Annotated in this window: 19 protein-coding genes and 1 other RNA gene; 7 read left to right on the top strand and 13 right to left on the bottom strand. The window is 50.6% G+C overall.

Annotated features, from left to right (window positions below):
- Positions 1 to 4 precede the first annotated feature (4 nt).
- The 4 genes from ftsL to rsmI form a co-directional block, all read right to left on the bottom strand.
- Positions 5 to 325 carry a cell division protein FtsL gene (gene ftsL / locus AC51G0_RS02060; protein WP_496300476.1) on the bottom strand — a complete coding sequence of 107 codons (321 nt, stop codon included), beginning with the start codon at positions 323 to 325 and terminating at the stop codon, positions 5 to 7.
- The gene (gene rsmH, locus AC51G0_RS02055) at positions 322 to 1,269 is read right to left on the bottom strand and encodes a 16S rRNA (cytosine(1402)-N(4))-methyltransferase RsmH (RefSeq protein ID WP_496300475.1); all 948 of its coding nucleotides are present in this window, start codon (positions 1,267 to 1,269) and stop codon (positions 322 to 324) included. Before rsmH ends, ftsL begins: the two co-directional genes overlap by 4 nt.
- Before the next feature lie 374 nt (positions 1,270 to 1,643).
- Positions 1,644 to 2,026: RNase P RNA component class A (gene rnpB / locus AC51G0_RS02050), an RNA gene on the bottom strand.
- Positions 2,027 to 2,242: 216 nt separating this feature from the next.
- Positions 2,243 to 3,103: a 16S rRNA (cytidine(1402)-2'-O)-methyltransferase gene (rsmI, locus tag AC51G0_RS02045; RefSeq protein WP_496300474.1), complete on the bottom strand. Its 861-nt coding sequence runs from the start codon at positions 3,101 to 3,103 to the stop codon at positions 2,243 to 2,245.
- Between the two features lie 61 nt (positions 3,104 to 3,164).
- Between rsmI and AC51G0_RS02040 the strand changes: the two genes are divergently transcribed.
- From AC51G0_RS02040 to AC51G0_RS02025, 4 genes are read left to right on the top strand one after another with little or no spacing between them, the layout of a single operon-like run.
- Positions 3,165 to 4,994: a penicillin-binding protein activator gene (locus tag AC51G0_RS02040; protein WP_496300473.1), complete on the top strand. Its 1,830-nt coding sequence runs from the start codon at positions 3,165 to 3,167 to the stop codon at positions 4,992 to 4,994.
- Between the two features lie 28 nt (positions 4,995 to 5,022).
- Positions 5,023 to 5,346, top strand: coding sequence for a YraN family protein (locus AC51G0_RS02035; protein ID WP_496301841.1), 324 nt, complete (start codon positions 5,023 to 5,025; stop codon positions 5,344 to 5,346).
- 3 nt (positions 5,347 to 5,349) lie between these two features.
- Complete coding sequence (locus AC51G0_RS02030; protein WP_496300472.1) at positions 5,350 to 5,940, top strand: phosphoheptose isomerase; 591 nt, start codon at positions 5,350 to 5,352, stop codon at positions 5,938 to 5,940.
- A 3-nt stretch (positions 5,941 to 5,943) separates the two neighbouring features.
- The gene (locus tag AC51G0_RS02025) at positions 5,944 to 6,480 is read left to right on the top strand and encodes a BON domain-containing protein (RefSeq protein ID WP_496300471.1); all 537 of its coding nucleotides are present in this window, start codon (positions 5,944 to 5,946) and stop codon (positions 6,478 to 6,480) included.
- A gap of 88 nt (positions 6,481 to 6,568) precedes the next feature.
- Here the strand turns inward: AC51G0_RS02025 and sspB are convergent, their stop codons facing one another.
- From sspB to zapE, 8 genes are all read right to left on the bottom strand, one after another.
- Positions 6,569 to 7,078: a ClpXP protease specificity-enhancing factor gene (gene sspB / locus AC51G0_RS02020; RefSeq protein ID WP_496300470.1), complete on the bottom strand. Its 510-nt coding sequence runs from the start codon at positions 7,076 to 7,078 to the stop codon at positions 6,569 to 6,571.
- Positions 7,078 to 7,716 (bottom strand): stringent starvation protein SspA, encoded by a 639-nt coding sequence (gene sspA, locus AC51G0_RS02015; RefSeq protein WP_496300469.1) that lies wholly within the window; start codon positions 7,714 to 7,716, stop codon positions 7,078 to 7,080. Before sspA ends, sspB begins: the two co-directional genes overlap by 1 nt.
- An 86-nt stretch (positions 7,717 to 7,802) precedes the next feature.
- Complete coding sequence (locus tag AC51G0_RS02010; protein WP_496300468.1) at positions 7,803 to 8,540, bottom strand: cytochrome c1; 738 nt, start codon at positions 8,538 to 8,540, stop codon at positions 7,803 to 7,805.
- Positions 8,537 to 9,802 (bottom strand): cytochrome b, encoded by a 1,266-nt coding sequence (locus tag AC51G0_RS02005; RefSeq protein WP_496300467.1) that lies wholly within the window; start codon positions 9,800 to 9,802, stop codon positions 8,537 to 8,539. The genes AC51G0_RS02010 and AC51G0_RS02005 overlap by 4 nt, the downstream gene beginning before the upstream one ends.
- Entirely contained in the window at positions 9,802 to 10,392 is a 591-nt protein-coding gene (gene petA / locus AC51G0_RS02000; protein ID WP_496300466.1) for a ubiquinol-cytochrome c reductase iron-sulfur subunit, read from the bottom strand. Before petA ends, AC51G0_RS02005 begins: the two co-directional genes overlap by 1 nt.
- 352 nt (positions 10,393 to 10,744) lie before the next feature.
- Positions 10,745 to 11,137: a 30S ribosomal protein S9 gene (gene rpsI, locus AC51G0_RS01995; RefSeq protein WP_496300465.1), complete on the bottom strand. Its 393-nt coding sequence runs from the start codon at positions 11,135 to 11,137 to the stop codon at positions 10,745 to 10,747.
- Positions 11,138 to 11,152: 15 nt separating this feature from the next.
- Positions 11,153 to 11,581 (bottom strand): 50S ribosomal protein L13, encoded by a 429-nt coding sequence (rplM, locus tag AC51G0_RS01990; protein WP_075762377.1) that lies wholly within the window; start codon positions 11,579 to 11,581, stop codon positions 11,153 to 11,155.
- A 265-nt stretch (positions 11,582 to 11,846) separates the two neighbouring features.
- Positions 11,847 to 12,947: a cell division protein ZapE gene (gene zapE / locus AC51G0_RS01985; protein WP_496300464.1), complete on the bottom strand. Its 1,101-nt coding sequence runs from the start codon at positions 12,945 to 12,947 to the stop codon at positions 11,847 to 11,849.
- Positions 12,948 to 13,187: 240 nt separating this feature from the next.
- Here zapE and zapG point away from each other — a divergent pair, with 240 nt between their 5' ends.
- From zapG to degS, 3 genes are all read left to right on the top strand, one after another.
- The gene (zapG, locus tag AC51G0_RS01980) at positions 13,188 to 13,607 is read left to right on the top strand and encodes a Z-ring associated protein ZapG (protein ID WP_496300463.1); all 420 of its coding nucleotides are present in this window, start codon (positions 13,188 to 13,190) and stop codon (positions 13,605 to 13,607) included.
- Positions 13,608 to 13,743: 136 nt separating this feature from the next.
- Complete coding sequence (locus AC51G0_RS01975; RefSeq protein ID WP_496300462.1) at positions 13,744 to 15,111, top strand: Do family serine endopeptidase; 1,368 nt, start codon at positions 13,744 to 13,746, stop codon at positions 15,109 to 15,111.
- Between the two features lie 255 nt (positions 15,112 to 15,366).
- The gene (degS, locus tag AC51G0_RS01970) at positions 15,367 to 16,434 is read left to right on the top strand and encodes an outer membrane-stress sensor serine endopeptidase DegS (protein WP_496300461.1); all 1,068 of its coding nucleotides are present in this window, start codon (positions 15,367 to 15,369) and stop codon (positions 16,432 to 16,434) included.
- A 165-nt stretch (positions 16,435 to 16,599) separates the two neighbouring features.
- Here degS and murA read toward each other — a convergent pair whose 3' ends face one another.
- Entirely contained in the window at positions 16,600 to 17,856 is a 1,257-nt protein-coding gene (gene murA / locus AC51G0_RS01965) for a UDP-N-acetylglucosamine 1-carboxyvinyltransferase (protein ID WP_496301840.1), read from the bottom strand.
- Positions 17,857 to 17,862 lie beyond the last annotated feature (6 nt).

Genomic DNA, 17,862 nt, shown 5'->3' with positions numbered 1-17,862 from the left:
TTAATTACTGCACGACAACTTCACTGTCTCTTGAAGGGCGCTTCATCTCCAGCTCTTTCTCGGCTAACCGCTCGATCCGGCTATGTTCCGCCAATGAGTTTTCCTCGAGGATCTGATTTCGCCACTCAATATCAAGCTGATCCCGCTCAATTAACAATTGTTCCTGCTGGGCAATCAGCTGGCGTGAATGGTGGGTGACTAACACCACCCCCAGGGCAGAAATTAGCACCAGAACCAACAAAGCAGACGGAGCACGCCCCACCGACACGAGATCCCGTGCGATCAGGCGAGCTAAATTCTCTGAGGGTTCTGGCGCCGAATTCATACTCGTTCAGCCAAACGCAATACTGAGCTACGCGAACGGGCATTGCCGCTCACTTCCGACGTCGACGGCTTAATTGCCTTACCGACGGTCTTCAGATCAGCCGTACCCAACGCCTTGATCTGATCTTCAGTCAACGGCAGGCCAGCTGGTACTTCCGGTCCTTTGCTCTGCTTGCGAATAAAGCGCTTCACCATACGGTCTTCCAGCGAATGGAAGCTGATCACAGACAGGCGACCGCCGGGAGCCAAAACTTTAACCGCGCCGTGCAGTGCCGTATCAATCTCATCCAGTTCGCTGTTGATATAAATACGAATAGCCTGGAAACTACGGGTAGCCGGATGCTTATGCTTGTCTCTGAATGGCGAAACTTCTGCAATCAAACTCGCTAGCTGGGTAGTACGCGTCAGCGGCTCTTTTTCTTCATTCTCACGGTGGGCAACAATGCCACGCGCAATACGCTTGGCAAAACGCTCTTCGCCAAACTCTTTCAAGACCCAGGCAATATCATCGGCATCAGCTTCAGCCAGCCAATCAGCCGCTGAAATACCAGATGTCGGATCCATGCGCATGTCCAGCGGACCGTCACGCATAAAGCTGAAGCCTCGCTCGGCATCATCAAGCTGTGGCGAAGAAACGCCAAGATCCAGCAGGACACCATCTACCCGGCCAATCAGATCGCGTTCTTCCATGTATTCAGCCAGGCCGGAAAACGGGCCATGGATGATGGTAAAACGCGGGTCATTAATTTTCTGTGCTTCGGCAATTGCCTGCGGATCGCGGTCAATACTGTAAAGACGGCCGTTTTCACCCAAGTGAGATAAAATCAACCGGCTGTGCCCGCCACGGCCAAAAGTGCCATCGATATAAATACCGTCAGGTTTGATAGCCAGGCCGTCAACTGACTCATGGAGTAAAACGGAAACGTGCTCAAATTGTTCAGACATAAAAATAAGTTCAGCTGTAGTGAAAGCTCACCAAGAACGCCCAGATAACACTGCAGCGGCCTCAGCCTGAAAGTGTGTATTTAGAAGGAAAATTGCCTGCCAGCTCACAGCCTTAAGCAATTAAGCACATTTATTTATCGTTAAAAACGGCTTTTCCCGCAAAATCCCACCGCAAAGTGTACGTATGAGACAAAAAAGTTGTCAAGCGAGAGGTCAGATTTCTGACAAACAAATGATAATGCTGTGTGAGGGTTTTACATTGATACCAAACAGATGCAGGCTAATTAATTCAATTTTGTGAAATCGAGCCCTAAAACGATAAAAGGTGATGCCCGCCTCGTTTCCGATGCATGACACCACCTTTTATTCTGAAAGAGGGGAGTTGGCCTGTAAGCCGGGTTCTGTTCCGCTTTCGCGGTGGTAACCATTCCTCTAGGCCTGCAATCGCTCACAGGCTCAAGCAACCTACCCGTCCCCAACGCGGGCCACGCCATTAGGGACCTATTTGGTCTTGCTCCGGGTGGAGTTTACCGTGCCACGAACTATTACTAGTCGCGCGGTGCGCTCTTACCGCACCCTTTCACCCTTACCTGTACTCGCAAGCGAGCCATCGGCGGTATACTCTCTGCTGCACTGGTCGTAGGCTCGCGCCCCCCAGACGTTATCTGGCACCCTGCCCTTTGGAGCCCGGACTTTCCTCCCCTTCGTCAGTCTCCCAAGGGACATCAACGAAGCAGCGATTACCCTGGCCAACTCCGGCGACGGATTGTATAGGACTTGGGTCACAGTTACCAGTGAAATATCCCACAACAGCCCGAATCACTCGAAAAAGAAGCGGCCATGGGCAGAGTCGAGTGGTGATTTTCGATTAAGCCCTGGGTCCTACAGGTAAGCTTTCAAAGCCAACTATAAGCATCAAGCTATTGCTCTTCCCAGAACCTAGGGCCTGCTCTTCCTAGGATCTCGCCCCCAATCAATCGAGGTTATCCAGCCCCCACTTATACAGCGCGTTCTTCTTCACACCATGAATTTCAGCTGCCAGTGCAGCAGCCTTCTTCAACGGTAGCTCTTTGGTTAGCAAAGTGACGGTACGAAGTGCATCTGCAGGTAAGTCGTCTTTCTGTGCCCGGTGTCCGGCTACCAGCAACACCATCTCGCCACGGGTGCGATTGCTGTCTTCCCCCAGCCAGTCAATCAGCTCGCCCAGCGGCGCACCGTGAATGGTCTCAAAGGTTTTCGTCAGTTCACGAGCCAATACGACCTGGCGCTCAGGGCCCAGGACCGCCAGCATATCCGTCAGTGAATCCATGATCCGGTGCGGTGACTCATAGAAAATCATCGTCCGCTCATCATCTGCCAGCTCCTGGAAACGGTCCTTACGCCCTTTGCTCTTCGGTGGTAAGAACCCTTCAAAGCTAAAGCGGTCTGACGGCAAGCCTGCACCGCTTAATGCTGTTACCACGGCACATGGGCCAGGAAGAGGAACAACTTTGACACCCGCCTGACGACAGCGGTTGACCAAGTGGTATCCTGGATCGCTAATCAGAGGGGTACCGGCATCGGAAACCAACGCGATGCTCGTGCCCGCCTGTAGCTTTTCGATCAAATAATCAGCTTTTTGCTGCTCATTGTGATCATGAAGCGCAAAGGTGCGGGTTGAGATAGAGAAATGTGTCAACAAGCGTGATGTATGGCGTGTATCTTCGGCGGCAATTAAATCCACATTTGCTAATACATCCAATGCACGCTGCGTGATGTCCGCTAAATTACCGATTGGTGTAGGTACGATGTACAAAGTTGCGACATCTACCGTGCATGAATTGGTCTCACTCATTTGTCTAAGATCTCATCTGCAATTAATATAGAGAGTAATTTGTCACAGTTGAATGAATTCAATGCTCAATTTTACCCATAAGCGTAAAAGTGTATCACGACTATTAGCGCCTGTAGCCCTCGCCGTGATCCTGGCTGGCTGCTCGACGCCAACTCAACAGCAGGCCGTGACCACCGATATTACTGCTGCCGTTACCGACAGCGCTGCGAATTATCTGATCAAAGCCGAGTCGAGTGAAGGCACAGATAGCATCGACTGGCACATTCTAGCCCTCAAAGCCCTGATCAAAGAAGGGAGCTGGACCCAGGCCGAGCAGCAGGCAAACCGCCTGGGACGGCTATCGATGAACCCGATCCAGATGGCGGAATGGCAACTGGCCCGTGCAACCTTGCGCTATCAGCAAGGCCAGCCCCAGTCAGCACTGGATACCTTGAATTTCCAGCCATGGTGGACACTGGCCGATAGCCAGTACCTGCGCTTCCATATGCTGCGCGCTGAGCTCTTTGCCCAAATCAACCAACCATTCAGGGCGGCCCGCGAGCGGACCGTGCTGGATCAGTTCCTGAAAGCAGAGCAAAAAAACGCCAACTGGCAAAACCTGTGGCGAGATCTTTCTCACTATAATAACAACCAGTTGCAATCAACAAAGCTAAACGAAGATGAAACCGTTCTACGCGGCTGGGTACAACTGAGTATCCTTAAAAACACCTATTCACAACGCCCTGCCAAGCTAAAAGCAACCGTTGAGGAATGGCTGGCTAAAAACGCATCTCATCCAGCCAACCAATACCTGCCCGCAGAGCTGCAGGCGATCATGGCACTGGAAATCACCCAGCTTAACAATGTGGCCCTGTTGTTACCACTGACCGGGCGCTATGAGCAGTCAGGCAAAGCGGTCAGGGACGGTTTCATTAACGCCATGCTCGATGATACCGGTCGCGATGCCGAGACCGAGCTGACAATTTATGACACCGAGGCTGAACCCGTTAGCACTATCCTCAGCAAATTGGAACAAGATGGGATCGAGCTGGTCATTGGCCCGCTGAGAAAAGACAAGATCACCGAGTTCCAGCGCGGCAATACCACTAGCATCACTATGCTCGCCCTGAATAAGCCAGAGCAGCTCAGTATGACCCAGTCGAACACCTGCTACTTCTCTCTCTCGCCAGAGCAGGAAGCCGAGCAAGCGGCGCAACATCTGTTTGCCAAAGGTCACGAGTACCCGATGGTGCTGGCTCCGGGAAACAGTTTTGGCGAGCGGGTCAGCAATGCCTTTATCGAACAATGGCAGCAGCTGACAGGCAAATCCCCGGCGGTCAGTGCCTTTAGCTCGCGCAAGCAGATCCAGCAGCAAATCGCGACGGTCTTCGGCCTGACAGAAAGCCAGACCCGTATTAACCAAATGCAGCAAGTACTGGGGCTGGAGCTCGAATCGCAGCCACGCAGCCGCCGAGATACCGACGCGGTCTACCTGGTTGCCAATAAAAATGAACTGACCCTGCTCAAGCCCTTTATTGAAGTGGCCATTAACCCGGATATCCAGCCACCGAAGCTATATGCCAGCTCTCGCGGCTACCCGGACAGCAAAGGTGACATGAACGAACTGCGTGGGATTGAATTTAGTGATATCCCGCTACTGGTCGATGCGAACCAGAACTTTATGGCGCGCTATAACGAACTGTGGCCAAACGCCAGGAATACCGATATCCGCCTGCACGCCTTTGGGATGGACGCCTATAAAATGATCGCCGAGCTACCACAGATGCGCGTCGTAGATAATTACACGACCCAAGGGAAGACCGGCCAGCTGAGCATTGATGATCAATGCGTGATCCAGCGCCAGATCAGCTGGGCCATCTTTTCCGGTAGCGGCATTGAACCCGTTCAATAAGCGCAAGCAAGGACAAGCCTATGAGGCCATGGCGGAGCAACACCTACGCCGTCATGGCCTCAAGCCTGTCTGCCGCAATTTCCAATGCCGCAGCGGTGAAATTGATGTCATTATGCGCGATAGGGCCTGCTGGGTCTTTGTCGAAGTCAAATTCCGTCAAAATGCACATTACGGTTCTGCCGCAGAAGCGGTAGACTGGCGCAAACAGCAAAAGCTAAAACGGGCCGCGCTGTTTTGGCTACAGAAAAATGGCTTTTCAGCCGAACACACTGAGTTTAGGTTTGATGTCGTGGCGATCCAAGGTCCCGACCACCAAATTGAGTGGTTTACCAACACCCTAGTTGAAGGTTAATCCATGCTAGAGAGCATTAGAGAAAGTTTTACCGAAAGTATCCAGACCCAAATTGCAGCGGCAGAGGCTCTGCCAGATGCGATCTCCCAGGCAGCACAAGTGATGGTGCAGAGCCTGCTTAACGGCAACAAAATTTTATGTTGTGGCAATGGAGGCTCGGCGGCAAACTCCCAGCATTTTGCCTCCTGTCTGATTAACCGTTTTGAAACTGAGCGCCCAAGCCTGCCGGCACTAGCACTGACAGCAGACACCACCACATTGACGGCTGTCGCCAATGATTACCACCATGATGAGATCTTTTCCAAGCAGGTACGTGCGCTTGGACAGGCCGGTGATATCCTGCTTGTACTGTCCACTAGCGGTAACAGCAAAAATATTATCAAAGCCATGGAAGCCGCACTGACCCGCGATATGACGATCATTGCCCTGACAGGCAAAGACGGTGGTGAAATGGCTGGCCTGCTTGGTATTCAGGATGTCGAGATCCGTATTCCGTCACAGCGCACTGCCCGTATCCAGGAAGGCCACCTACTGACAGTACATTGCCTGTGTGATCTTATCGATAAGGTACTGTTCCCACACCACGAAGGATAACCAATGACAATGTACCGAGCGCTGCTGATTACAATATTGTTTGTTCTTCAGGGTTGTTCCGGCCTCACGCCGACGGATCCCCGCTCAACCAAGCAGCAGTGGTTTGATCAGCAAATCGAAATGGAAATCGGCGGGCTAGCCAATAAGCCCCCTTTTAGGCAGCAAGCCAGGATTAACGCGATAGCTATGGATGGCAAGGTACTACTCGTCGGCCAAGCTGTTGATCAGCCAACCAAGCAACAACTGACAGAAAAAGTTCGGGCGCTGAAGAATGTGGGCACCATCTATAACCAGGTACAGGTTCGCCCGTTGCCTCAATTGGCCGAAGTCAGCAAGGACAGTTGGCTCACCACCAAAATCAAATCGCAAATGATTGGCAGTAAGAAGCTGAAAGATGTTTCCATCAAAGTGGTCACTGAAGGGCAGGAAGTGTATCTACTTGGCTATGTCACCCAAGAACAGGGCAATATTGCCACTGAGATCGCCCGTAACGTCTCTGGGGTGAAGAAAGTCGTCAAGGTCTTTGAGTACCCTCAGTAAGAGCGGAAGCATGAAGCGTAACTCGCTTCCAAGGCGAAGCCTCTACTATTGATATCAAAAGAAAAACGCAGCCAGAAGGCTGCGTTTTTTATTTAACGACGCGGAGGCTTGGTCGGCCTCGCGGACGAGGCGGCTCATCATCTGGGCCACTGTCATCACTGGTTTCTATCACTTCAGCTACCGGAGACAATGTCTCCTCTGCAACTTCTGTAATCTCATCATAGTGATTATCGTCATCTGCAAGTTCGATGTCAGCCATATCTGATGCATAAGCCGGCTCAGGCTCAAACATGGTACCGGCACCGTTTTCACGGGCATAGATAGCCAATGCAGCATACATAGGAACGATCACAGTGTGCGGGCGGCCGCTAAAACGGGCATTAAAGCTGATCGCTTCATTACCCAGTTCCAGGTTGCCTACTGCACGCGGAGCAATATTCAGTACAATTTGACCGTCACTGACAAATTCCATCGGCACCTTAACCCCTGGCATTGTGGCATCCACAACCAGATGAGGTGTCAGGTCATTATCAACTAACCAGTCGTAAAACGCGCGCAGCAGATAAGGGCGGCGCGGCGTCATTTTATCCATATCCATTATTGGCCGGCCAAACGCATTTCACGTTCAGCTTCAGTTAGTGAGGCAAGGAATGAATCACGCTCGAAAACGCGAGTCATATATGCTTTCACTTCTTTTGCACCAGCGCCGGTCAGTTCGATACCCATTTCAGGTAAACGCCATAGTAGCGGTGCCAGGTAGCAGTCAACCAAGCTGAATTCATCGCTCATAAAGTACGGGAATTCAGCAAATACAGGTGCCAGAGCAAGCAGTTCTTCACGTAATTGCTTACGTGCTTTATCTGCCTCATCTGCCGTGCCTTTGTTTACTTTCTCCGCCAGTGTGTACCAGTTACGTTCAACACGGTACATCATCAGACGACTGTTACCACGAGCAACAGGATACACAGGCATCAGAGGTGGGTGAGGGAAACGCTCATCCAGGTACTCCATAATGATGCCAGCCTGGTAAAGAGCAAGCTCACGGTCCACCAGGGTTGGAACAGAGTTGTACGGGTTTAGGTCCAGTAGATCTTCCGGCAGGTTGTTTGGATCAACCAGCTCGATTTCAACACTAACACCCTTTTCTGCTAGTACGATACGCACCTGATGGCTGTAGATGTCCGAAGCATCAGAATACAGAGTCATCACAGAGCGTTTATTGGCAGCAACAGCCATTAACCCCTCCAGTATACTTATATACACAAAAAGCAACGGAGGCCCGAGCCCCCATTGCGAGATTCTTAACCCACTAGATTACCTGATCAGTGGACATCACGCCAATATTCTTTCTTCAACAATAATGTTAGTACAAAGAATATGACAAGAAAGCCCATTACCCATAACCCTAGACTCTGACGTTCTAGTTTTACCGGCTCTGCAGAATACTCCAGGAAGTTAACCAGATCGCGAACCGCTTCATCATACTCTTCAGCGTTCAGCTCACCGGATCCATCAGACTCAATGCCAACAAACTCCTGTACTTCCTCACCGTCGACCAGGTGAGTTTCATACACTTTTGTCGGCACACCCTGCAACTCTTCCAGTACATGCGGCATACCCACGCTTGGGAAAACCACATTGTTAACACCAAACGGACGGCTTGGGTCAGCATAGAAAGAACGCAGATAGGTGTATAGCCAGTCTGTACCACGAACACGGGCAACCAGAGTCAGATCCGGTGCAGGTGCACCAAATGAAGCCGCCGCGTACTCCTCAGGGATCGCATTGGTCATCAGATCACCGATCTTCGCTTCGCTATCGAAGATCATGTTCTCTTTCATCAGGTCCAGCGGAATACCGATATCCGTCGCCACACGTTCATAGCGCTGGTACTGCGTGGCATGACAACCGAAACAGTAGTTCATGAACGTCTTGGCACCACGCTGAAGCGAGGCTTTGTCTGACAGATCGTTGTTAGCCGCATCTAAATGTACGTTACCACCAGCCGCCATAGCCAGTGACGGCAACAGAGCTAGTAGCATTACAATCAATTTTTTCATTTGAATGTCACCCTCTCTGGTAGCGGTTTGGTTGCTTCGTTCTTGCTGTAGACATACAGCAGCACGAAGAACATGAAGTAACCCAGGCTGAATATCTGCGCCAGCAAGGTATAGGTTGCTGTTGCAGGTAGCGCACCTAACACACCCAGCGCAATAAAGCTGATAGTGAACTGGACGATATTGATCAGGTGGAACTTACTACGGTAACGGTAAGAGCGAACCTTACAACGATCCAGCCATGGCAACAGGAATAGCACCACAATCGATGCACCCATCGCAATAACACCCAACAGCTTGTCTGGTACCGCACGCAAAATCGCGTAGAACGGGGTGAAGTACCAAACCGGAGCGATGTGCTCAGGTGTCTTCAGCGGGTTAGCCGCTTCAAAGTTAGGTGGCTCAAGGAAGTAGCCGCCCATCTCCGGATTGAAGAATAGTACGTAGCAGAAGAAGAACAGGAAGACGGCCACACCGACCATATCTTTCACCGTACCATACGGATGGAACGGGATAGAATCGATGACATCGTACTTGCCGCTGTACTGCTTATGGAACGGGAACTGGGTTTTGTACCCTTCGCCCTTGCTGCCTTTCGGTAGCTTGGTCTCGATGCCGTCCGGGTTGTTTGAGCCCACTTCATGCAGTGCCAGAATATGCAGCACAATCAGTAGCAACAATACGATAGGCAGTGCGATAACGTGCAGGGCGAAGAAACGGTTCAGTGTCGCACCTGAGATGACATAGTCACCACGGATCCACAGTGTCAGGTCATCACCAATAACAGGGATAGCACCAAACAGCGAAATGATTACCTGGGCACCCCAGTATGACATCTGGCCCCATGGCAGCAAGTAGCCCATAAAGGCTTCAGCCATCAACACCAGGAAGATCAGCATACCAAACAGCCACAGCAGCTCACGAGGCTTCTGGTATGAGCCGTAGATCAAGCCGCGGAACATGTGCAGGTAAATAACCACGAAGAACGCCGAGGCGCCTGTCGAGTGCATATAACGCAACAGCCAGCCGTATTCCACATCACGCATGATGTACTCGACGGAGGCAAATGCTCCCTCACCAGAGGGAACGTAGTTCATCGTCAGCCAGATGCCGGTAATGAGCTGGTTAACCAGCACCAACATCGCCAACGAGCCAAACAAATACCAGAAGTTAAAGTTCTTCGGCATCGGGTATTCAGACAAATGCTTTTTATAAGCATCCATCATGGGTAAACGTTTTTCAATCCAACCGAGTAGCGCTTCCATTAGGCTGTCTCCTCATCTACACCGACCAGAATGGTTGTATCATCCAGGAATGTGTGAGGTGGTACCACCAAGTTAAGCGGTGCTGGTACCCCCGCAAATACCCGGCCTGCCATATCGAACTTAGAGCCGTGGCAAGGGCAGAAGAAACCTGCACTGACACCGCTCACCTGCTCGCTGAAGCTATCAGGCAGATAGGTAGGGGAACAACCTAGGTGGGTACAAATACCTACGGCTAGGAATATTTCAGGTTTAACTGAACGAAATTTATTCTGGGCATACTCGGGCTGCTGCGGCTCATCTGATGACGGATCACGAAGATCACCATCATGGCCACCCAACTCTTCTAAAATTGCATCACTACGACGCACGACCCAAACTGGCTTACCGCGCCACTCGACGCGTACCATTTGGCCTTCTTCCAACTTACTGATATCAACTTCTACTGGCGCACCGGCGGCTTTTGCTTTCGCGCTCGGGTTCCAAGATTTGATAAAAGGCACAGCTACAGCGACTGCACCTAAGCCTCCAACAACCGAGGTTGTCGCAGTCAGGAAGCGGCGGCGGCCGTTACTTACTGGCGCATTGCTCATCCAACATTCTCCCATGTGCTCCCGCTCTGGATTATTATTATGTCCTTTGGCGTCCCTGGAGCTTACGGCTAACTTTCAACGGAAAGAAACAACAGATAGTTTGTTACATTTTCAAGCTGTTGTTTATCGCGCCAAATGATAAAGAAAACCCCACTTTTTGACAAGATAAAGCTACCTTTTCGCAACAAATGTGAGAGGTATGTTCTTTTTGTTTCAAATTTACATAAAGGCGCGGGAATACAGGGGCTCTAGAGGGGAAAATGGTGGTTTTTTACAAACAAAAAAAAGCCCAACCCGAAGGTTGAGCTTTTCGTACACAGTAAACAGAATAATAATATTCTGAAGCGTAAAATTAACGCTTAGAGAACTGTGGACGACGACGTGCTTTACGTAGACCAACTTTCTTACGCTCAACTTTACGTGCATCACGAGTAACGTAACCCGCAGCGCGTAGAGTAGGACGTAGAGTTTCATCGTATTCCATAAGAGCACGAGTGATACCGTGACGGATAGCACCTGACTGACCAGTGATACCACCACCTTTAACAGTGATGTATAGGTCAAGTTTCTCAGTCATTTCAACTAGCTCAAGAGGCTGACGAACAACCATGCGAGCAGTTTCACGACCGAAGTATTCATCAAGGCTACGCTTGTTGATTACGATGTTGCCAGTACCCGGTTTAACGAAAACGCGAGCAGCTGAGCTTTTGCGGCGACCAGTGCCGTAGTATTGATTCTCTGCCATTGTCATCTTCCCCAATTAGATGTCTAGTACTTTAGGCTGCTGTGCAGCGTGGTTGTGCTCTGTACCTGCGTAAACTTTAAGCTTACGGTACATAGCACGGCCTAGAGGACCTTTAGGAAGCATGCCTTTAACAGCAGTTTCGATAACCATTTCTGGCTTCTTATCGATAAGCTTCTCGAAGCTGATTGACTTCAGACCACCGATGTAACCAGTGTGGTGGTGGTACATTTTGTCAGTCTTCTTAGCGCCAGTTACAGCAACTTTTTCTGCGTTGATAACTACGATGTAGTCACCAGTGTCAACGTGCGGAGTGTACTCCGGCTTGTGCTTACCACGTAGACGAGATGCGATTTCAGTTGCTAGACGACCAAGAGTTTTACCTTCAGCGTCAACAACGTACCAGTCACGTTTTACAGTTTCTGGTTTAGCAACGAAAGTTTTCATGCTAATTCTTACCCAAAATTAAAAATTGATTCACTTAATGGAACTTGCGTTCCGTCTGTTAAGAGCCCAGTCATCACCCCTTCGAGCGGTTGGTGCTCCTGGCTTTCGCCATCACAGGTACGGTGGGTCGCAAGATTATAGGGAAGGGTGGAGAAAAAATCACCTTTTTTTCAAAAAAAAATGCGATTTTTTCTCTTCGGCCGATTGTTGGCGAAAAACAGCCGTTTTTTACCAGTTAAACCAGCTTTATTTCACTCATTTATGCCTAGGCAAGGTGAGGCTTTGCCAGGTAATCGTGGCTTTGCATTTCAATCAAACGGGAACAGCAGCGCTTGAACTCAAACTCAAGGCGACCATCACGGTATAGCTGCGCCAGATCCGTTTGTGCCGACATAATAAGCTTAACATTGCGTTCATAAAACTCATCGACCATCGCAATAAAGCGCCGCGCAGCGTCATCTTCCTTCTCCCCCATCTGGATCACTTCTGATACCAGCACCGTATGGTAAATACGGGCGATTTCCATATAGTCAGTCTGGCTTCTGGCCGTCTGGCATAAGGTCTGGAAGGTAAAATGCACTACCCCGTCAGCCTCGTGGCGTGTGGGCAACATTCGGTTGTTGATCTCAATGGCTTTATCTTGGGTCCTGGGCTCGACACTCAGTTGGGTGAAATACTGCTCAATATTGCGTTCGGCCTGGGTATCAAGCGGATAATGGTAAATTTCAGCCTGTTCGAGGGTCCTCAGGCGATAATCAACACCGGAATCGACATTAACGATGTCACAATGCTGGTTAATTAATGCGATAGCCGGCAAGAAACGGGCTCGTTGCAGGCCATTGCGATACAGCTCATCCGGCGGAATATTAGAGGTGGCGACCAGTGTGATGCCGCGGCGGAACAAGGCATCGAATAAAGTACCGAGGATCATCGCATCAGTAATATCAGACACAAAGAATTCATCAAAACAGATGATGTCGGTTTCGGCCTTGAACCGGTCAGCAACCCGCTCCAGTGGATCTGATTGCGAGGAGAGCTGCTGCATCTCTTGGTGTACGCGATGCATAAAACGGTGAAAATGAACCCGCATTTTGCGCTCAGTCGGTAAACATTCATAAAACGTATCAACCAGGTAAGTTTTCCCCCGCCCGACACCGCCCCAAAAATACAGCCCCTTCACTGGCGTCATATCGGTATTTTGCTCCCGCTTGAGCATCCGCGACAACAACGAGGCTTTGACTTCTGGCTTGGGTGCAAGCATCCGATGATAGAGCCCTTCAAGGTGGCTGACGGCCACAGCCTGTGCTGGATCGGCCATAAAATCTGTGCGCTGGAGATCATGTTGATATTGTTGTTGTGGAGTCATCCTTTACCGCTACCCAATTAGTCCATCTTTGGCATCAGATAGTACCATGGCAGCGTTTGTGCATGTATAGTAACTATACGAAACAGGTTAATTGGCAGCCATTCAGCACCAATTAACCTATCTGGTATACAAAAGGAAAGACCCGTCGGCTCTGGCATGTTCTAACTAATTGATATGCCGCCACAACGTCTTTGACCGACATAAACAACTTGGTATTCACAAAGTCACAAGGAGTTTTTCATGGCTTGGATATATGCGCTTCTCATTTTTGCCGCTGGTGCAATTGCTGGTGCTTTTGCGGCCCGTTTAGGCAATAAAAGCCTCAAACAACAAAAAGAGCTAAAGAAAGACTTGGATAAGTCAAAATACGAACTTGAGCAATACCGCCAGGAGCTGGTGGATCATTTTGCCTGTAGCTCAGAGCTGCTAGATAACATTGCTAAAGATTACAGCAAGCTGTATGAGCACATGGCAAAAACCTCAACAGAGCTGATGCCTAATCTTCCCGATCAGGATAACCCGTTTGCACGCCGTATCAGCACCCTGGAGGCCGTGCCAGAAAGCGGGGAGGCTCAGGACCAGCCGCGTGACTACGCCAACGGTGCAACAGGCCTACTGAAAGACGAACCTGAAAAAGTGGAAGAGCCTAAAGCGAGCTAATTCCGTTTTTTGAGGAACTAAACCCCGGTTTTCAAGTCTGAGCTAATACCGATTCCCCACCTTGGTGATTGATTCTTAGATGTTTATAGTCACTATGGAATGGTACTACTACTTGTAAAACCGGAGTTTAGTAATAATGAAAAAACCTTTGCTTGTATTCAGTGCACTGGCACTCGGCATCAGTTCTGTTATTACCCCAGTTACGGCGACTGCTGCCCTACCCCTTTCAACCAACAGCCAACAACTACCTAGCCTCGCCCCGATGCTGGAGCAAGTCACCCCCGCGGTTGTCAGCATTGCCGTCGAAGGCAAGCAGGTCTCGAGGCAACGCCTTCCTGAAACCTTCCGATTTTTCTTTGGCCCTGAATTTCCTGAAGAACAACTTCGCGAGCGGCCATTTAGAGGGTTAGGCTCCGGTGTCATCGTCGATGCTGACAAAGGCTATATTGTTACCAACCACCATGTCATTAACGGCGCGGATAAAATCGCCGTCCAGCTCCATGACGGTCGAGAGCTCTCTGCTGAATTAATCGGCAGTGATGAAATGTCCGATATCGCCCTGCTCAAAATAGAAAAGACCAAGAACCTGACGGCTATTCAGCTGGCAGACTCCGACAACCTTCGGGTCGGTGATTTTGCTGTGGCGATCGGGAATCCTTTCGGCCTTGGCCAGACGGTTACCTCGGGAATCATTTCCGCCCTTGGCCGTAGTGGGCTCAATATCGAGAATTTCGAGAACTTCATCCAAACCGATGCGGCCATCAATAGCGGTAACTCCGGCGGGGCACTGGTCAACCTCAACGGTGAACTGGTCGGGATCAATACCGCCATATTAGGGCCAAACGGCGGCAATGTCGGTATCGGCTTTGCTATCCCGGTCAATATGGTGAGAAACCTAACCGAGCAAATCCTCGAATTTGGTGAAGTCAAACGCGGCATATTGGGGGTTCAGGGTGGAGAGCTGACCTCCGAGTTAGCAGAAGCCTTCGGCTATGAAACCAACCACGGTGCATTTATCAACCAGGTCATGCCAGACTCTGCTGCAGAAAAAGCAGGGTTAAAAGCCGGAGACATTATTGTGTCTGTAAACGGCAAGCAGATCCGCACCTTCGGTGAGCTTCGGGCGAAAATCGCTACACTGGGTGCCGGCAAGAAAACAACCTTGGGCATTGTCCGTGACGGCGAAGAACAAACCGTATCGGTAGTTTTGCAAGAGGCAAGCCAGAGTAAGGTCAAAGCAGAAAACCTTCACCCAGGCCTGGCTGGCGCAGAATTTACCAATACAACGGCCGATGATGGCGTGAAAGGGGTGAAAGTCACCAATATTGATGATAAGTCACTGGCAGCACGCTATGGCCTACAGAAAGATGACATTATCCTCGGCCTCAACCGTCAGCCAATCCGAAATCTCGGCGAGCTACGCAAAGCCCTTGAAAAAAGTCCCAATGTACTCGCACTGGAAGTGAAACGGGGCAGTAATATACTCTACCTGATCATCCGCTAATCCTATTTTCGGGCCAGCGATGGCCCGATTCCCCCCAACTCTCCCAGTAGGCTTTCAGCTCATCTCTGGTCTTGTTATTCCCAGCAAGGTTGCATTCATCGCGTGAATGCCACCCGAACATCCGCTTCGCCACTACAACGATCTAAGTACCCTGTACCGTTTGGTATCTAGTCGCGGTAATGATATCCTCGTCGACATAATTCATATAATGCACTAATCGCGCACTGCCGCCATTTTCGTTTCAGGGGAGCAAGCATGCTGGCTTTTATTCGTCGGTCCATTTTACTTGGCGTCGTCACAGCTATTGCCTTACTCGTTATTTTTCCTGAACTTCGCACCCAGATGATCCAAACACCTGTGTCATTGGCCCCCGTAGAGACAAGCCAGGCCCAACTATCCTATAACTTTGCAGTGCGTCGTGCTTCTCCGGCCGTGGTGAATATCTATAACCGCCGTTACAATGCCGAGGATCGGCTGAAACTGAGCACACAGGGGCTGGGCTCTGGCGTGATAATGAGTGACAAGGGTTATATCGTCACCAACTACCATGTCGTCGCCGAAGCCGATCAGGTCATCGCTGCATTACAAGACGGCCGTATCTTTACCGCCCAGCTCATCGGTAAAGATCAGCGGACAGATATTGCGGTCCTCAAAATCCAGGCCGAGAACCTACCGGTAATTCCACTGAGCCCTGACTACAACCCCGCTGTCGGTGATGTCGTGCTCGCCATCGGTAACCCATATAATCTGGGCCAAACCACCACCTACGGTATCATTTCAGCCACAGGCCGTTCCGGCATGAGTTTCTACGGCCGCCAGGATTTTCTCCAGACCGATGCCGCCATCAATGAAGGTAATTCCGGCGGGGCACTAGTCAATACCCGCGGCGAACTTGTCGGGATCAATACCGCCTCCTTTCAGCAGGCAACCGATATTGAAACCTATGGTATTTCCTTTGCCATTCCTTATGAGCTAACCCAGAAGATCATGAACAAACTGATTGCCGATGGCCGGGTGATCCGCGGCTACATTGGTATTGAAGCGCGGGACATCAACCCAGTGATGGCACGCCTATACGATGCGGAGCAGGTCAGCGGGATCATTGTCATGGGAATGGATCCGAATGGCCCTGCCGCTAAAGCGGGTTTTCAGGTCCAAGATATCTTGATCGAAATTGACGGCAAGCGGGTAACCGACAGGCGCAATGTGCTCGATATCGTTACCGAACTTCGCCCTGGCAACCATATCGACATGAAAGTACTGCGTAATGGTATGCCGACTACGCTATCGGTACTGATCGCCGATGAGCCGAATGGCTATTAAGAGCGGAAGCGGGAAGCGCCGCAAATTGCAAATACAAAAAAAAGCGAGAGTCAACAACTCTCGCTTTTTCTCGCCTCTCGGAGCGAAGCGCAACTCACATCTGAGGCGTAGCCTCAAACGCCTCTTACACGCAGTGTAAATACGCTTCCAAGGCGAAGCCTTTACCTATTCGCTAAAGCGCTCAATCTTCATGCCCAGCGCACTGAACTTATCTTCAATGTGCTCGTAGCCACGATCGATATGGTAAATACGATCAACGATGGTTTCGCCTTCGGCGATGCTGCCGGCAATTACCAGGCTAGCAGAGGCTCGTAGGTCAGTAGCCATCACCTGAGCACCGCTCAGGCCATCCGTATCACCACAAATCACCGTATTGCCTTCAATTTCTGCATGGGCACCCATACGGATCAGCTCAGGGATGTGCATGAAACGGTTCTCGAAGATCGTCTCGGTAATGATCCCTGTGCCTTTGGCAATCAGGTTCAACAGCGAGAACTGAGCCTGCATATCGGTCGGGAAACCTGGGTGTGGTGCCGTACGAATGTTTACTGCTTTTAGCTCACGATCCGTCATATCAAGGCTGATCCAGTCTTCACCCGTATCAATAGCTGCACCCGCCTCTTCTAGCTTGGCAAGTGCTGCTTCCAGCAATGAAGGTTTGGTATGACGGCACATGATCTTGCCACCAGAGACAGCCGCAGCCACCAGGAACGTACCGGTTTCAATACGATCGGCAACCACTTCATGGTAACCACCACCGAGCCGCTCGACACCTTCAATCGTAATGGTATCGGTACCGGCACCGCTAATCTTGGCACCAAGGGTATTTAAAAAATCTGCCGTGTCGACAATTTCTGGCTCACGGGCAGCATTTTCAATGACGGTTTTACCTTCAGCCAAGGTCGCGGCAGACATAATTGTCACTGTCGCGCCGACACTGACCTTATCCATCACGATATGCGCGCCTTTAAGACGACCATCAACGGTTGCCTTAACGTAACCCTCTTCAAGCGCAATCTTAGCACCGAGCTGCTCCAGGCCATGAATGTGCAGGTCTACCGGGCGCGCACCAATTGCACAACCCCCCGGCAGAGACACCTGGCCTTCGCCGAAACGTGCCACCAGCGGGCCTAGCGCCCAAATGGAAGCTCGCATGGTTTTTACTAGCTCATACGGAGCACAGAACTCATTCACACCACTGGCATCGACATGTACCGAGCCATTACGGGTGACTTTGGCACCTAGACGGCCCAGTAGCTCCATCGTGGTATCAATATCACGTAGCTTAGGCACATTGGCCACTTCAACCGGCTCTTCTGCCAGCAAAGAGGCAAACAAAATAGGTAATGCTGCATTCTTTGCACCAGAAATGGAGACTTCGCCACTTAATGGGCCACCGCCCTGGATTCGAAACTTTTGCATCATTAA

The organism is Photobacterium sp. HL06 (assembly GCF_059552575.1).
Note: the sequence above shows the minus strand (reverse complement) of the source record. Positions and strands in the feature narration are given on the sequence as shown.

Bases quoted from the DNA above. Each gene is read 5' to 3' on its own strand.
- AC51G0_RS02010 (WP_496300468.1), bottom strand. From the start codon at position 8,540: ATGAAAAAATTGATTGTAATGCTACTAGCTCTGTTGCCGTCACTGGCT.
- zapE (WP_496300464.1), bottom strand. From the start codon at position 12,947: ATGACTCCACAACAACAATATCAACATGATCTCCAGCGCACAGATTTT.
- petA (WP_496300466.1), bottom strand. From the start codon at position 10,392: ATGAGCAATGCGCCAGTAAGTAACGGCCGCCGCCGCTTCCTGACTGCG.
- rsmI (WP_496300474.1), bottom strand. From the start codon at position 3,103: ATGAGTGAGACCAATTCATGCACGGTAGATGTCGCAACTTTGTACATC.
- AC51G0_RS02005 (WP_496300467.1), bottom strand. From the start codon at position 9,802: ATGGAAGCGCTACTCGGTTGGATTGAAAAACGTTTACCCATGATGGAT.
- AC51G0_RS02035 (WP_496301841.1), top strand. From the start codon at position 5,023: ATGGCGGAGCAACACCTACGCCGTCATGGCCTCAAGCCTGTCTGCCGC.
- degS (WP_496300461.1), top strand. From the start codon at position 15,367: ATGCTGGCTTTTATTCGTCGGTCCATTTTACTTGGCGTCGTCACAGCT.
- sspA (WP_496300469.1), bottom strand. From the start codon at position 7,716: ATGGCTGTTGCTGCCAATAAACGCTCTGTGATGACTCTGTATTCTGAT.
- sspB (WP_496300470.1), bottom strand. From the start codon at position 7,078: ATGGATATGGATAAAATGACGCCGCGCCGCCCTTATCTGCTGCGCGCG.
- murA (WP_496301840.1), bottom strand. From the start codon at position 17,856: ATGCAAAAGTTTCGAATCCAGGGCGGTGGCCCATTAAGTGGCGAAGTC.
- zapG (WP_496300463.1), top strand. From the start codon at position 13,188: ATGGCTTGGATATATGCGCTTCTCATTTTTGCCGCTGGTGCAATTGCT.
- AC51G0_RS02030 (WP_496300472.1), top strand. From the start codon at position 5,350: ATGCTAGAGAGCATTAGAGAAAGTTTTACCGAAAGTATCCAGACCCAA.
- rplM (WP_075762377.1), bottom strand. From the start codon at position 11,581: ATGAAAACTTTCGTTGCTAAACCAGAAACTGTAAAACGTGACTGGTAC.
- AC51G0_RS02025 (WP_496300471.1), top strand. From the start codon at position 5,944: ATGACAATGTACCGAGCGCTGCTGATTACAATATTGTTTGTTCTTCAG.
- rpsI (WP_496300465.1), bottom strand. From the start codon at position 11,137: ATGGCAGAGAATCAATACTACGGCACTGGTCGCCGCAAAAGCTCAGCT.
- AC51G0_RS02040 (WP_496300473.1), top strand. From the start codon at position 3,165: ATGCTCAATTTTACCCATAAGCGTAAAAGTGTATCACGACTATTAGCG.
- ftsL (WP_496300476.1), bottom strand. From the start codon at position 325: ATGAATTCGGCGCCAGAACCCTCAGAGAATTTAGCTCGCCTGATCGCA.
- rsmH (WP_496300475.1), bottom strand. From the start codon at position 1,269: ATGTCTGAACAATTTGAGCACGTTTCCGTTTTACTCCATGAGTCAGTT.
- AC51G0_RS01975 (WP_496300462.1), top strand. From the start codon at position 13,744: ATGAAAAAACCTTTGCTTGTATTCAGTGCACTGGCACTCGGCATCAGT.